General features: G+C 76.0%; 3 protein-coding genes. All 3 read left to right on the plus strand.

What is annotated here, in order from left to right; translation table 11 throughout:
* Positions 1-29: 29 nt before the first annotated feature.
* Genes ACZ6JT_RS03280 through ACZ6JT_RS03290 form a run of 3 tightly spaced genes read left to right on the plus strand, consistent with a single transcriptional unit; the run spans position 30 to position 16,382 of the window.
* Positions 30-7,895: an amino acid adenylation domain-containing protein gene (locus ACZ6JT_RS03280; RefSeq protein ID WP_469206660.1), complete on the plus strand. Its 7,866-nt coding sequence runs from the start codon at positions 30-32 to the stop codon at positions 7,893-7,895.
* Between the two features lie 58 nt (positions 7,896-7,953).
* Positions 7,954-15,105: an amino acid adenylation domain-containing protein gene (locus tag ACZ6JT_RS03285; RefSeq protein WP_469206662.1), complete on the plus strand. Its 7,152-nt coding sequence runs from the start codon at positions 7,954-7,956 to the stop codon at positions 15,103-15,105.
* The gene (locus tag ACZ6JT_RS03290; protein ID WP_469206664.1) at positions 15,102-16,382 is read left to right on the plus strand and encodes an MFS transporter; all 1,281 of its coding nucleotides are present in this window, start codon (positions 15,102-15,104) and stop codon (positions 16,380-16,382) included. The genes ACZ6JT_RS03285 and ACZ6JT_RS03290 overlap by 4 nt, the downstream gene beginning before the upstream one ends.
* The last annotated feature ends 2 nt before the right edge of the window (positions 16,383-16,384 follow it).

A 16,384-nucleotide genomic window follows, 5' to 3' on the forward strand; every position in this document is an offset into this window, starting at 1 on the left:
CGACGGTCTCCCAGAAAGCGACATCACCCATGAACACCACCCGGCCGGCCATCGAGGACGTCCTGCCCCTCTCCCCACTGCAGGAGGGCATGCTCTTCCACTCCGGGTACGACGAGGACTCCAAGCACCTCTACATCGCCCAGTTCACCGTCGACCTGGACGGGGCGCTCGACGCGGGACGGCTGCGCCGGGCCGCCGGGGAGCTGCTGCGCCGCCACGCCAACCTGCGGGTGGTCCTCACCCACCGCAAGAACGGTGATCCCGTCCAGGTGGTCCGCCGGGACATGGAGCCGGCCTGGCAGGAGCACGACCTCGGCGCCCTCCCGGCCGGGGCGGCGGAGGAACGGGCCGCCGAGCTGACCGAGGAGGACTGGGCACAGGGCGTCGACAGCCGCCGCCCGCCGCTGCTGCGGTTCACGCTGCTGCGGCTGGCCGACGACCAGCACCGACTGCTCGTGACGGCCCATCACATCCTGCTGGACGGCTGGTCGTTCGGGCTGCTCTTCCGCGAGCTGTTCACCCTGTACGCGGGTGGCGAGCCGGAGCCGGTGCGGCCCTACCGGGAGTACCTGGCGCACCTCGCGGGCTGCGACCGGCCCGCCGCCGAGGAGGCCTGGCGCACCGCCCTGGCCGGTCTCGACGCGCCCGGGCGGATCGCGGACGGCGCCGGCCGGGTCTCCCCCGGCGCCACGCCCGAGGACGTGGTGGTGCGGCTGGACGAGGAGCGGACGGCGGCGCTGACCGCGCGGGCCCGGGAGTGCGGGCTGCTGCTGACCAGCGTGGTCCAGGGCGCCTGGGCGGCGCTCATGGCCCGCGCCACCGGTCAGGACGACGTGGTCTTCGGCCTCACGGTCAGCGGCCGCCCCGCCGAACTGCCGGGTTCCGAGCGGATGATCGGCATGCTGATCAACACCGTGCCCGTGCGGGCCCGGATCGACGCGGCCGCCCCGCTGCGCCGGGTCTGCGCGGAGCTCCAGCGCGAGCGGGCGGAGCTGGTGGACCACGACCACCTGGGGCTGACGGAGATCCAGAAGGTGGCCGGCTCCCCGTCCGCCCTCTTCGACACGAACCTGGTCTTCGAGAACTTCCCGATGAGCGACTACGCGCTCGACCTCCCCGGCTTCGACCTCGGGGCGCGGATCCGGTTCCGGGACACCACGCACTTCCCGCTGACCCTGGTGGTCGAGCCGGGCGCGACGCTCGGGCTGCGGCTGAGCCACCACCCCGGGCTCGTAGCCACCGAGCGGGTGCGGGAGCTGGGCGAGCGGCTGGTGCGGCTGCTGGAGCGATGGACGGCCGACCCGGACGCGCCGGTGGAGCTCCTGGACGCGCTGACCGCGGCCGAGCGCCACCGGGTCCTGGCCGAGTGGAACGACACCGCCGCCGCCCTCCCGGAGTCGACGCTGACCGCGCTGCTCGCGGAGCAGGCGGCCCGGACCCCGGACGCCACCGCCGTCGTCTTCGAAGGCGAGTCCCTGACCTACCGGGCACTGGACGAGCGGGCGGGCCGCCTCGCGGACGTGCTCGCGGCCCGCGGCATCGGACCGGAGAGCCTGGTCGCGGTCGCCGTACCGCGCTCCCTCGACCTGATGGTCGCCCTGTGCGGGGTGCTGAAGGCCGGCGCCGCCTACCTGCCCGTGGACCCCGGCCAGCCCGAGGAGCGCAACCTCCAGATCATGGCCGACGCCGCCCCGGCGCTGGTGCTGAGCACCGGCTGGGCGGCGCCGGGGACGCCGACGCTGCTGCTGGACGCCCCGCTGCCCGCGGCGGAGCCCGCACCGCGGCCGGTGGTCCTGCCCGACCACCCGGCGTACGCGATCTTCACCTCCGGTTCCACCGGCCGCCCCAAGGGCGCGCTGGTCCCGCACCGGGCCATCGTCAACCGGCTGGAGTGGATGCAGCGGGAGTACGGTCTGGGGGCCGGGGACCGGGTGCTGCAGAAGACGCCGAGCGGTTTCGACGTCTCGGTGTGGGAGTTCTTCTGGCCGCTGCTGACCGGGGCGACCCTCGTCGTCGCGAAGCCCGGCGGCCACCAGGACCCCGCCTACCTGGCCGACCTGATCGCCCGGGAGTCCGTCACCACCGCGCACTTCGTGCCGTCCATGCTCGACGTGTTCCTGCGCGAGCCGGCCGCGGCGGACGCCCGCTCGCTGCGCCGGGTGATCGCCAGTGGCGAGGCGCTGCCCCCGCACACCCAGGACGCCTTCTTCCGGGTCCTGCCCGGCGCGGAGCTGCACAACCTGTACGGGCCGACCGAGGCCGCGGTCGACGTCACGCTCTGGCCCTGCCGGGCCGGTGACGCCACCGTCCCGATCGGCCGGCCCGCCGCCAACACCCGTACGTACGTCCTGGACGGCCGGCTCGCCCCGGTGGCGCCCGGTACCGCGGGCGAGCTGTACCTGGCCGGCGTGCAGCTGGCCCGCGGCTACCTCGGCCGGCCCGCTCTGACCGCCGACCGGTTCGTGGCCTGCCCCTTCGAGCCGGGGGCCCGCATGTACCGCACGGGCGACCTGGTGCGCTGGCGGGCCGACGGCGTCCTGGAGTACCTGGGCCGCACCGACGACCAGGTCAAGATCCGAGGCTTCCGCATCGAGCCGGGCGAGGTCCGGAACGCCGCCGCGGGCTGCGCCGGCGTCTCCCACGCGGCGGTCGTCGTCCGCGAGGACCGCCCGGGCGATCCCCGGCTCGTGGCGTACGTGGTGCCCCGCCCGGGCGCCACGCCGACCCCCGCCGGGGTGCGCGGCGAGCTGGCCGCCGCGCTGCCGGAGCACATGGTCCCGGCCGTGGTCGTGCTGGACGAGCTGCCGGTGACGCCGAACGGCAAGCTCGACCGGCGGGCCCTGCCCGCCCCCGCCGTGCGCGCCGGCGGCCGCGGCGGACGCACCGAACGGGAGCGGATCCTGACGGGTCTGTACGCGTCGGTGCTGGGCCTGCCCGAGGTGGGCGCCGACGACGACTTCTTCGAGCTGGGCGGCCATTCCCTGCTGGCGATGCGGCTGGTGGCGCAGGTGCGCGGGGCGTTCGGTGCGGAGCTGGGCATCCGTGAGGTGTTCACCGCCCGCACTCCGGCCGCGCTGGCCGCGCTGATCGACGGCGCGGACCGGGCCCGTCCCGCGCTGCGGCCGCAGGAGCGCCCGGCGCGGCTGCCGCTCTCCCCGGCGCAGCGCCGGCTGTGGTTCCTGGACCGGCTCGAGGGGTCGAACCCCGCCTACCACAGCGCGGTCGCGGTCCGGCTCGCCGGTCCGCTCGACGTGGAGGCGCTGCACGGGGCACTGGCGGACCTGACCGGTCGTCACGAGATCCTGCGTACGATCCACCCGGGGGCCGACGGCGAGCCCCGGCAGGTCGTCCTGCCTCCGGCCGCGCCCGTCCTGGAACTCCTCGACGCGGCCGGCGCGGACATCGATGAGATCGCCGCACGCCCCTTCGACCTGGCCACCGACACGCCCCTGCGGGCCGCGCTGCTGACGGCCGGGCCCGAGAGGCACACGCTGGTGCTGGCCCTGCACCACATCGCCACCGACGGCGAGTCCTGGGGGCCGCTGCTGGGCGACCTCTCGTACGCCTACGCGGCCCGCACGGGCGGCGGCGCCGAGCCGCGCCCGCCGCTGGCCGTGCAGTACGCCGACTACACGCTCTGGCAGCGCGCCCTGCTGGCCGGCGCGGCCGAGGAGCAGCTGTCGTACTGGCGCACCGCGCTGGCCGGGCTGCCGGAGGAGCCGGTGCTGCCCACCGACCGGCCCCGGCCGGAGGTGGCCGATCCGGCGGGCGCGGCCATCGCCTTCGATCTGGACGCGGCCCTGACCGCGCACGTGGAGGCGCTGGCCCGGGCGCAGGGCTGCACCGTCTTCATGGTGCTCCAGGCGGCTCTGGCGGTGGTGCTGTCCCGGCTCGGCGCGGGCACCGACGTGCCGATCGGGACGGTCGTCGCGGGCCGTACCGACGAAGCCCTGGACGATCTGGTGGGCTTCTTCGTCAACACCCTGGTCCTGCGCACCGACCTGTCCGGGGACCCGACCTTCGCGGAACTGCTGGAGCGGGTGCGGGAGAGGGACCTGGTGGCCTTCGCCCATCAGGACGTGCCCTTCGAGCAGGTCGTCGAGGCGGTCAACCCGCGGCGCTCGCTCTCCCACCACCCGCTGTTTCAGGTGGCGCTGACGATGCGCCGGGCGGCCGCCGCCGGCCCGGAGCTGCCCGGGCTGACGGCGGTGGCCGAGGAGGTGGACGTACCGCAGGCCGAGTTCGAGCTGGCGCTGCAGTTCACGGAGGCGGCCGGGGCGGGCGAGGGGCTGAGCGCGGTGGCCAAGTACCGTACGGAGCTCTTCGACGAGACCACCGTGCGCGCCCTCGTGGAGCGGCTGCGCGGGGTCCTGGCGGCGGCGGTACGGGCGCCGCGCGGCCGGGTCTCGGCCCTGGAGGTGCTGCTGCCGCGGGAGCGGCAGCGGCTGCTGGCCGACTGGCAGCCGCCGGCCCCGCCTCAGACGGGTACGGCGGTGCACCTGGAATTCGCCCGGCGGGCCGCGCTGCACCCGGCCACCGTGGCCCTGGTGTCCGGCCCCGACGCCGTCACCTACGGGGAGCTGGACCGGCGCGCCGACCGGTTGGCGCGGCGGCTGACCGGTCTCGGCGTCACCGCCGAGACCCCGGTGGGCGTGCTGATGGGGCGCTCCCCCGAGGTGGTCGTGGCGATGCTGGCCGTCCTCAAGGCGGGCGGTGCGTACCTGCCGCTGCACGTCGGCCAGCCCGCCGCGCGCACCCGGCGGATCCTGGACGCCGCGGGCTGCTCCGTGCTGCTGGTCGACGAGGCGCACGCCGGGCTCGCCCCGGAGGGCGTGCGGACGGTCCCGGCCGGCGCGGCGGAGGGCGGCGCTCTCGCGGACGGCGGGGAGTTCACGGCCGCGCCGTGCCCGCCCGGCCGGCTCGCCTACCTGATGCACACCTCGGGCTCGACCGGCGAGCCCAAGGGCGTCGCCGTCACGCACCGGGACGTCCTCGACCTCGTGGCCGACCGGGGCTGGCACACCCGGGGCGCCGAGCGCGTCCTGTTCCACGCGCCGCACGCCTTCGACATCGCCGACTACGAACTGTGGGTGGCGCTGCTGTCGGGCTGGCAGGTCGTCGTCGCCCCCGAGGGCGAGCCGACGGTCGCCGGACTGGGCGCCCTGATCCGCGGGGCGGGCATCACCGCCGTGCACCTGACGGCCGGTCTGTTCCGCGTGGTCGCCGAGGAGGACCCCGGCCTGCTGGCCGGTGTCCGCGAGGTGCTGACCGGCGGCGACGTGGTCAGCCCCGCCGCTGTCCGCGCCGTGCTGGCCGCCTGCCCGGACACCGTGGTCCGCCACCTGTACGGGCCCACCGAGGCGACCCTGTGCGCGACCAGCCACCTGATCACCGGGGCCGCGGACGCCGACGGCCCGGTCCCCATCGGCCGCCCCCTGGACGGCACCCGTGCGTACGTGCTGGACGAGCGGATGCGGCTGGTGCCGCCGGGCACCCCGGGCGAGCTGTACCTCGCCGGCGCCGGAGTGGCGCGCGGCTACCACCGACGTCCCGCGGCCACCGCGGAGCGGTTCGTCGCCGACCCGTTCGGCGCGCCCGGGACGCGCATGTACCGCACCGGCGACCTCGCCCGGTGGCGGGCCGACGGGCTGCTGGAATTCCTCGGCCGGGCCGACGAGCAGGTGAAGGTCCGCGGCTTCCGCGTGGAGCCGGGCGAGGTCGAGGCCGCGCTGGCCGCCTGCCCAGGCGTCCGCCAGGCCGTGGTCGCCGTACGGGCCGCCGCGGACGGCGAGAGGCGGCTGGCCGGGTACGTGGTCGGGGAGGTCTCCGGGCCGTCGGTGCGGCGTCGGCTGGAGCGGCTGCTGCCGGATTACATGCTGCCCTCGTACGTCCTGGTCCTGGACGCGCTGCCGCTGACCCCCAACGGCAAGGTGGACTACCGGGCCCTGCCCGAGCCCGCGCTGCCCGCCTCCGGCGGACGTGCCCCCCGTACCCCCCGGGAGGAGATCCTGGCCGGGCTCTTCGCCGAGGTGCTCGGCCTCGACGCGGTCGCCGCCGACGCGGGCTTCTTCGACCTGGGCGGCCACTCGCTGCTGGCCACCCGGCTGGTCAGCCGGATCCGTACGGCCCTCGGGGTCGAGCTGCCGCTGCGCGACGTCTTCCGCGCGCAGACCGTGGCCGCCCTCGCGGAGCTGGTCGGGAGCGCCGACCGGGCGCGGCCGCCGCTGCGGCGTGCGGAGCCCGGGGAGGGCGCGCCGCTGTCCTCGGCGCAGCACCGGTTGTGGTTCGCGCACCAGGCGGAGGGTCCGTCCGGCCACCACAACGTGCCCTTCGCCTACCGGCTGACGGGTCCGCTGGACGCGCCGGCGCTGCGTGCGGCGCTCGGCGACGTGGTGGCCCGACACGAGGTGTTGCGGACGGTCTTCGACGAGTGCGGGGGCGAGCCGGTGATCCGGCTGCTGGAGGGTGCGGCGGCCGACGTGCCGCTGGAGGTCGTCGCCGTCGCGGAGGCCGGTGCCGTCGCGGACGCGGTACGGGAGGTGACGGGCCACTGCTTCGACATCTCGGCCGAACTGCCGCTGCGGGCCAGGCTGCTGGAGCTGGGGCGGGACGAGTGGGTGCTGGTGCTGGTGGTGCACCACATCGCCACCGACGGCTGGTCGTGGGGGCCGCTCCTGGCCGACCTGGCCGCCGCCTATGCCGCCCGCCTGGCGGGCGCGGAGCCCGCCTTCGAGCCCCTGCCGGTGCAGTACCGGGACCACACCGTCTGGCAGCGGTCCGTGCTCGGCGCGGAAGGCGACCCGGACGCGCCGATCACCCGTCAGCTCGGCTTCTGGGCCAAGGAGCTGGCCGGCGTCCCGGCCGAGCTGGCGCTGCCCTACGACCGGCCGCGCCCTGCGGTGGCGAGCTTCGCGGGCGGCTCCGTCCCCCTGGAGCTGGACGCGGAGCTGCACGGGCGGCTGCTGGAACTGGCCCGCCGGCACGGCTGCACCCTCTTCATGGTCCTCCAGGCCGGCCTGTCGGTGCTCCTGTCCCGCCTCGGGGCCGGCACCGACATACCGATCGGGACGGTCGTCGCGGGCCGTACGGACGAGGCACTGGACGACCTCGTCGGCTTCTTCGTCAACACCCTGGTCCTGCGCACCGACGTCTCCGGCGACCCGACCTTCACGGACCTCCTCGCCCGGGTCCGGGAGACCGACCTCGCCGCCTACGCCCACCAGGACGTGCCCTTCGAGCGGGTCGTTCTGGAGGTGAACCCGGAGCGGTCCCTCGCCCGGCACCCGCTCTTCCAGGTGCTGCTCCAGGTCCAGAACGAGCCCCTGGCCCTGCCCCGCCTGTCGGGCCTCACGGCACAGCCGCACCCCGTCGAGTGGGCGGTGTCCAAGTTCGACCTCGGCGTGGACCTCGGGGAGCGGCGCGCCGCCGACGGCGCCCCGCTGGGCCTCACCGGTGAACTCAGCTACGCCACCGAGCTGTTCGACCGTACGAGCGCGGAGCGGCTGGCGGCGGACCTGGCCCGAGTGCTGCGCGCTCTCGCGGCCGCCCCGGAGCGGGCGGTCGGCTCGGTCGACGGCCCGGCCCCGCGCACGGCCGCGGCCGCTCCCGCCGCACCGGAGCCGGCCGCGGACCCGGGCGGCAGCACCGAGGACCGCGTCCGCGCCCTGTACGCCGAGGTCCTCGACCGGGCCGAGGTCGGCCCGGACGACAACTTCTTCGCCCTGGGCGGCCACTCCCTGCTGGTCACCCGCCTGATCAGCCGGATCCGGGCGGAGCTCGGCAGGGAGCTGAAGATCCGCCAGCTCTTCCAGCACCCGACCCCGGCCCGCACCGCCGCCCTGCTCGCCGACGCGCCGAAGGCCCGTGCCACGCTCCGCCGCGCCGCCGATGCCTGAGCCGACCCCCGCCCCCGCCCCCGCCACCCGCACCACCCCGCACGCCCCTGGAGGTCCTGTGTTTCCCGTTTCGTTCGCCCAGCGGCGGCTTTGGTTCCTGGGCCGGCTCGGCGAGACCGGCGCCGCGTACAACTGCCCGCTCACCACCCGGCTGCGCGGTCCGCTGGACCCACGGGTGCTGGCCGCGGCCCTCAGTGATCTGACCGGGCGGCACGAGGTGCTGCGGACGGTCTTCCCCGAGGTGGACGGCGAGCCCGTGCAGCAGATCACCGAGCGGGCGCCGGAGCTGCCCGTCGTCCGCCTCGGCGAGGCGGAGCTCGCCGACGCGCTGGCCGGCGAAGCCGGGTACGTCTTCGACCTCACCACCGAACTCCCGCTGCGGGCGCGCCTCTTCGACCTGGGCGACGGGGAGTGGGTGCTGGCGCTGGTGATCCACCACATCGCCACCGACGGCTGGTCCTGGGGGCCGCTCCTGACCGACCTGGCCGCCGCCTACGCCGCGCGGTGCGCCGGCGGGGCGCCCGCCTTCGAGCCGCTGCCGGTGCAGTACCGGGACTACGCGCTGTGGCAGCGCGAGCTGCTGGGCGCGCAGGACGACCCGGACAGCCTGGTCGCGGAGCAACTGTCCTACTGGACGCGGGAACTGGCCGGATCACCGGCCGAACTGGCGCTGCCCTACGACCGGCCGCGCCCTGCGGTGGCGAGCTTCGCGGGCGGCTCCGTCCCCCTGGAGCTGGACGCGGAGCTGCACGGGCGGCTGCTGGAACTGGCCCGCCGGCACGGCTGCACCCTCTTCATGGTCCTCCAGGCCGGCCTGTCGGTGCTCCTGTCCCGCCTCGGGGCCGGCACCGACATCCCGATCGGGACCGTCGTCGCGGGCCGCACGGACGAGGCACTGGACGACCTCGTCGGCTTCTTCGTCAACACCCTGGTCCTGCGCACCGATCTCTCCGGCGACCCGGCCTTCACCGAGCTCCTGGAGCGGGTGCGGGAGAGCGACCTCGCCGCCTTCGAGCACCAGGACGTGCCCTTCGAGCAGGTCGTCGAGGCGGTCAACCCTGAGCGGTCCCTCGCCCGCCACCCCCTCTTCCAGGTGATGATGACCCTGGACAGCGGCGAGGGCCCCGCCTTCGCCCTGCCCGGCCTGGAATGCGCGGAGCAGCCCGCCGCCTGGGACGTCGCCAAGTTCGACCTCACCGCCGACTTCCAGGAGCGGTGGGACGCGGGCGGCGCCCCCGCCGGGATCGGCGGAGCCCTGGAGTACGCGACGGACCTGTTCGACCGGGCCACCGCCGAGGACCTCGCGGCCGCCCTCGCCCGGGTGCTGGAGCGTCTCGCCGCCGACCCCGCCGCCCCGGTCGGGCAGGCCGATCCGCTCTCCGCCGAGCAGCGCGCACAGGTCCTGTCCGGCTGGAACGACACGGCCGCGCCGGTGCCCGCGGGGACCCTGCCCGAGCTGTTCGAGGAGCGGGCCGCCCGCACCCCCGGCGCGACCGCCCTGGTCTTCCGGGACACCGCGCTGACCTTCGCCGAACTCGACGCCCGCGCCGACGCGCTGGCGCACCGGCTCGCCGGGCACGGGGTCGGCCCGGAGCACCTGGTGGCCCTGGCGCTGCCCCGGTCCGCCGACTCCGTCGTGGCGCTGCTCGCGGTGCTCAAGGCGGGCGCCGCCTTCGTCCCCGTCGACACGGACTACCCGGCCGAGCGGATCGCCCGGCTGCTGTCCACCACGACCACCGTCGTCACCGACGCCGCGACCGCCCCGGGGCTCCCGGACACCGGCGCCGTCCGCGTCCTCGTCGACACGCCGGTCCCGGTCCCGGCGGCCGCCGCCGGGCCCGTCCCGGGCCGCCGGATCCTGCCCGGCAGCGCCGCGTACGTGATCCACACCTCGGGGTCGACCGGCGAGCCCAAGGGCGTCGTCATCGACCACGCGGGGCTGCGCAACCTGTACGCCTTCCACCGGGCCGGGGTCATCGCCCGCGCGGAGGAGTCGCACGGTGGGCGCCGGATGCGCATGGCGCTGACGGCCGCGCTGTCCTTCGACACGTCGTGGGAGGGGCTGCTGTGGATGGTGGCCGGCCACGAGCTCCACCTCGTCGACGACGACACCCGCCGCGACGCGGCCGCGCTGGTCCGGCACATCGCCCGCGCCGGCATCGACGCCCTGGACGTCACCCCGACCTACGCCGAACAGCTCGTCGAGGAGGGCCTGCTGGACGATCCCGCGCACCGGCCCAAGGTGCTGCTGCTCGGCGGCGAGGCGGCGGGCGCGGCCCTGTGGACGCGGGTCCGGGCCGCCGAGGGGATGCTCTGCCACAACCTGTACGGGCCCACCGAGTGCAGCGTCGACACCCTGTGGTGGGACGCCGCCCTGAGCGAGGAGCCGCTCGTGGGCCGCCCGCTCGCCAACACCCGGGCGTACGTGCTGGACGCCGGGCTGCGGCCCGTCGCCCCGGGCGTCCCGGGCGAGTTGTACCTGGCCGGACCGAGCCTGGCCCGCGGCTACCTGAACCGGCCCTCGTTCACCGCGGGCCGCTTCGTGGCCTGCCCGTTCGAGGACGGGGCCCGTATGTACCGCACGGGCGACCTCGTCCGGTGGGACCGCGAGGGCCGCATCGAGTACCTCGGCCGCGCCGACGACCAGGTCAAGATCCGCGGCTTCCGCATCGAACCCGGCGAGATCGAGGCGGCCTTGCGGGCCTGCCCGGAGGTGGCGCAGGCCGCGGTGCTCGCCCGGGACGGCGGGCCCGCCGGAAAACGCCTCGTGGCGTACGTGGTGGCGGCCGCGGGCCGCGAGCCCGAGCCGGGCGCGCTGCGCGGGTGGCTCGCCGCACGGCTGCCGGACCACATGGTGCCCTCGGCCGTCGTGGTCCTGGAGGCCTTCCCGATGAACCGGAACGGCAAGCTGGACCGGGCGGCGCTGCCCGCGCCGGACTTCGGCGCGCTGCTTTCCTCCCGCGCCCCGCGCGGGCCCCGCGAGGAGGTCCTGGCGGCGCTGTTCGCGCAGGTGCTGGGGCTGCCGTCGGTGGGCGCCGAGGACAACTTCTTCGAGCTGGGCGGCCATTCGCTGCTCGCGACCCGGCTGCTCTCGCGGATCCGGGCCGTCCTGGGCGGCGACCTCGGCATCCGCCGGCTGTTCCGGCACCCGACGGTGGCCGGGCTGGCCGCCTGCCTGGCGCAGGGCACCGCGGCCGGGGCGGCCCCCCGTCCGGCCCTGACCGCGACGGCGCGGCGGCCCGAGGCCCCGCCGCTGTCGGCCGCCCAGCGCCGGCTGTGGTTCCTGAGCCGGGCGGGCCAGTCCGCCGGATACCACTGCCCGTTCGCGCTGCGGCTGCGCGGCCCGCTGGACACGTCGGCGCTGGCCGCGGCCCTGGGGGACGTCACCGACCGGCACGAGGCGCTGCGCACGGTGTTCCCGGAGGCGGCGGGCGAGCCGTACCAGCGGGTGCTGCCCGCGGGGAGCGGCGTACCGCTGGACCTGGTGGAGTGCGGTCCGGAGGGAACCACCGGCGCCCTCGACGCGCTGCTGGCCCGCCCGTTCGACCTGGCCGCGCGGCCCCCCGTACGGGCGGCGCTGCTCGCGGCCGGGCCGCAGGAGTGGGTGCTGGCCCTGGTGGTGCACCACATCGCGCTCGACGGGTGGTCCTGGGGGCCGCTGTTCCGAGACCTGTCCGCGGCGTACGCCTCCCGGTGCGCGGGCGCCGCGCCCGGTTTCGAACCGCTGCCGGTGCAGTACGCCGACTACACGCTGTGGCAGCGGGAGCTGCTCGGTTCGGAGGACGACCCGGCGAGCCCGGTCTCCCGCCAACTCGCTTTCTGGACCGGCGCGCTGGCCGGTGCGCCCGCCGAGCTGGCCCTGCCCCACGACCGGCCGCGTCCGGCGGTGGCGGACTTCACGGGCGGCTCCGTCCCCGTCGCCTTGGACGCCGAGCTGCACGGACGGCTGCTGGAACTGGCCCGCGCACACGGCTGCACCCTCTTCATGGTGGTGCAGGCGGCGCTGGCCGTCACCCTGTCCCGGCTCGGCGCGGGGACCGACGTACCGATCGGGACGCCCGTCGCGGGCCGCGGCGACGAAGCCCTGGACGACCTCGTCGGCTTCTTCGTCAACACCCTCGTCCTGCGCACCGACGTCTCGGGCGATCCGACCTTCGCCGAACTCCTGGGCCGGGTCCGGGAGTCCGACCTCGCGGCGTACGAACACCAGGACGTGCCCTTCGAGCGGGTCGTGGAGGCGGTCAACCCCGAGCGGTCCCTCGCCCGCCACCCCCTCTTCCAGGTGCTGCTCCAGGTGCAGGACGGCGAGGACGGGACGCTCGCGCTGTCCGGCCTCGAGGTCCGCCCGGAGCCGTTCCGCTTCGACGTCGCCCAGTTCGACCTGACGCTCGACGTCCAGGAGCACCGGGACGCCGAGGGCCGCCCCGCCGGCATCTCGGGCTTCCTGGAGTACGCGGCCGAGCTGTTCGACCACGCCACCGCCGAGGACCTCGCCGCGGCCCTGGTACGGACGGTCCGGCTGCTCGCGGCGGCGCCGGAGCTGCCGGTCGGGGCCGCCGACCCGCTGACCCCCGCCGCCCGCCGACGGGTGCTGACGGAGTGGAACGACACCGCGCTGCCGGTGCCGGACGCCACCGTGCCCGAGCTGTTCGCGGCGCAGGCCGCCCGCACGCCGGACGCGACCGCGCTGGTGCACGGCGCCGAGCGGATCGGCTTCGCCGCCCTCGACGCCTGGTCCGGCCGGCTCGCCCGGCGCCTGGTCCGGGACGGGGCGGGTCCGGAGCGGGTGGTGGCCATCGCCTTGCCCCGCTCCCCGGCGGCGGTGGCCGCGATCCTGGCCGTCCTCAAGGCCGGTGCGGCGTTCGTCCTGGTGGACACCGGATACCCGGCCGAGCGGATCGCGCACATGCTGGCCGACTCCGACCCGGCGCTGCTGGTCACGGACTCCGCGACCGCCCCGCTGCTGCCGCTCGAGGAGTCGGCGCGGATTCCGCTCGTCCTCACCGAGGAGGCGGACGAGGAGGATGCGGCCGGCGCCGTTCCGCCGGCTCGGCCCCGGCCGGACGACGCCGCGTACGTCGTGTACACCTCGGGGTCCACGGGCCGTCCCAAGGGCGTCATCGTCGACCACGCGGCGCTGCGCAACCTGTACGCCCACCACCGCGCCCACACCATGGCCGGGGCGGAACGGACCGCGGGCGGCAGGCAGTTGCGGGTGGCGCTGGTGGCCTCGCTGTCCTTCGACGCCTCCTGGGACGCCCTGATGTGGATGGTGGCCGGGCACGAGCTCCACCTGATCGGCGACACCATGCGCCGCGACTCCGCCGCCTTCACCCGGCACGTCGCCGACGCCGCCCTCGACGTCGTCGACACCACCCCGACGCACGCCGAGCACCTGATCGAGGAGGGCCTGCTCGACGCCCCGCCGCGGCTGCTGCTGATCGGCGGGGAGGCCGCGGGCGAGGGTCTGTGGAGTCGGCTGCGCGCCACGGAGGGGATGCTCGCCTACAACCTGTACGGACCCACCGAGTGCACGGTCGACGCCCTGTGGTGGGACACCGCGCGCAGCGAGCGACCGCTCATCGGCACTCCGGTCGCCAACACCCGCGCCTACGTGCTCGACGCGGCGCTGCGCCCGGTGGCACCGGGGGTGCCCGGCGAGCTGTACCTGGCGGGTGCGGGGCTGGCGCGGGGCTACCTGAACCGGCCGTCGCTCACCGCGGGCCGCTTCGTGGCCTGCCCGTTCGAGGACGGGGCCCGCATGTACCGCACCGGCGACCTCGTCCGCTGGGACCGGGAGGGCCGCATCGAGTACCTCGGCCGCGCCGACGACCAGGTCAAGATCCGCGGCTTCCGCGTCGAACCCGGCGAGATCGAGGCCGCGCTCGCGGCGGCGCCCGGGGTGGACCGGGCCGCGGTGACCGTACGGGAGGACGGCCCCGGCGGCGCGAAGCGGCTGGTCGGGTACGTGGTCCCGGCCCCCGGCGGCGGGACCGGCTCCGTGGTCGACGCGGCGGACTTGCGTACCCATCTGGCGGGGACGCTCCCCGCGCACATGGTGCCGTCGGCGTTCGTCGTGCTCGACGCCTTCCCGCGCACCCCGAACGACAAGCTCGACCGAGCGGCGCTGCCGGCGCCGGACCCCGGTGCGGCCGGGGACGGCCGGGTGCGCCGGGCGCCGCGCGGCCGGCGGGAGGAGGTCCTGGCGGGCCTGTTCGCCGAGGTGCTGGGGCTGCCCGCCGACGCGGTCGGCGCCGACGACGGCTTCTTCGACCTGGGCGGCCACTCCCTGCTGGCGGCCCGGCTGATGGCCCGGGTGCGCGAGGCGCTGGGCGAGGAGCTCGGGGTCCAGGACCTGTTCGCCGCGCCCACGGTCGCCGCTCTCGCCGCCCGCTCAGGCGGCGCCGTACCGCGCGGGGACGCGGACCCGCTGGCGCCACTGGTCACGCTGCGCACGGGGGCGCCCGGTGCGCCCGCCCTGTTCTGCGTCCACCCGGGAGCCGGCACCGGCTGGGTGTACCGGGGGCTGCTGGAGCACCTGGACCCGAAGCAGTCCGTGCACGCCCTGCAGTCGCGGGCGCTGAGCGAGCCGGGGGCCCGGCCCGGCAGCGTCGCGGAGATGGCAGCGGAGTACGCGGCGCGGATCCGCGTGGTGCAGCCGCACGGCCCGTACCACCTGCTGGGCTGGTCCTTCGGGGCGTTGGTCGCGCACGAGGTGGCCGTGACGCTCCAGCAGTACGGCGAGGAGGTGGCCGGGCTCACCCTGCTGGACGGGTATCCGGCGGCCCCCGGCGAGAGCGCGGCCCCGGCCGCGGATCCGCTGCGGGACCTGCTGGAATCGCTCGGCTATCCGCCGCGGGAGGAGAGCGGCGCGGCCGACGGGGCTCCGCTGACCACCGCCGAGCTGGTGGCGGCGGCCGAGGAGGGCCCGCTGTCGGTCTTCGACGGGGACACCGTCGCCGCCCTGGGCGAGGCCTACGTCCACCACGACCGGCTGGCCGCCGATCACCGTCCGCGGGTGTTCCGCGGCGGGGTGACGCTGGCCGCCGCCGCCCACGAGCCGGACGCGCCGGGCCCGCAGGTGTGGGAGCCGTACGTCACCGGCCCGGTCGCCCACCACGAAGTACCCTGCGTACACGGCGAGATGATGGCGTCCAAGCCCGCCGCCGAGATCGCCGCGCTGCTGGGACAGGGCACGGTGGGCCGGTGAGCGCCGGTCGCGGCGCGCTGCGCCGCCGGGACTTCCGACTGCTGTGGGCGGGCGAGTCCGTCAGCCAGTTCGGGAGCGCGGCCACCCGGGTGCTGCTGCCGCTGATCGCGGTGAACACGCTGGACGCGGGGCCCTTCACCATGGGGGTGCTGAACGCCGCGGCCTGGGTGCCGTGGCTGCTGTTCGGGCTGCCCGTGGGAGCGTGGACCGACCGGATGCGCCGCCGGCCGGTGATGATCGTGTGCAACGCGGCGTCGGCGCTGCTGATGCTGTCGCTGACCGCGACGGTCTGGCTGGAGCTCCTGACGACCTCCCAACTGATGCTGGTGGCCGTCCTGGCGGGCACCGCCGACGTGTTCTTCCGGGCTGCCTACAGCGCGTACCTGCCGACCGTGTTGCCGCACGAGGAGCTCGCCGACGGCAACGCCAGGCTGCAGACCAGCGAATCGGTCGCGGAGGTCGTCGCACCCGGGGTGGGCGGCGCGCTGGCCCAGGCCGGGAGCGCGGCGGCCGGTTTCCTCGCCGACGGGCTGAGCTACCTGGTCTCGGCGGCGCTGCTGCTGCGGATCCGGACCGCGGAGGGCCCGCCGGGCGGTGAGGAACGAGCCGCCGCTAAAAGGTCGTTGGTCAAGGAGATCCGCGAAGGCGTCTCCTTCCTCACCCGGGATCCGTTCCTGCGGACGATCCTGCTGTGCGACGCCGCGATGAACCTGTTCCTGGCCGGGGCGCAGTCCCTGTCCATCCTGTTCCTGAGCCGGACGGTGGGCGCGCCGGGCGCGCTGATCGGTGTCCTGATCGCACTGGCCGGGCTGGGCGGGGTCCTGGGCGCGGTGGTCTCGCCGCGCCTGGCCCGCCGGTTCGGGACGGCCCGGGCGGTCCTGCTGTGCGCCTTCTGCGGGGGCCCGTTCGGGCTGCTGATCCCGCTCACCACGGACGGGGTGGGTCTGCTGGCCTTCCTGGTCGGGGAGTTCTTCCTGATGACCGGGGTGGTCGCCGGGAACGTCATCATCGTGAGCTTCCGGCAGGCGTACTGCCCGCCGGACATGCTGGGCCGGGTCGGTTCCACCATCCGCTTCGTGATGTACGGGACGATCCCCGTCGGCAGCCTCCTCGGCGGCGCCCTCGGCACCCTCCTCGGCGAACGCGACGCCCTGTGGCTCCTCTACGGCGGCAACGCACTGTGCGCGCTGCTCCTCCTGACGGGCCCGCTCCGCGCCGGTCAGAACCTCCCGCCGGCCCCGGAGCCGACCAGAAGGGCGGACGAGGTCACCCCGTGAAC

This window comes from Streptomyces sp. NPDC046308, assembly GCF_055588065.1.

Excerpts from the sequence above, each read along its gene's own strand:
- ACZ6JT_RS03280 (WP_469206660.1), top strand. The coding sequence starts at position 30 with ATGAACACCACCCGGCCGGCCATCGAGGACGTCCTGCCCCTCTCCCCA.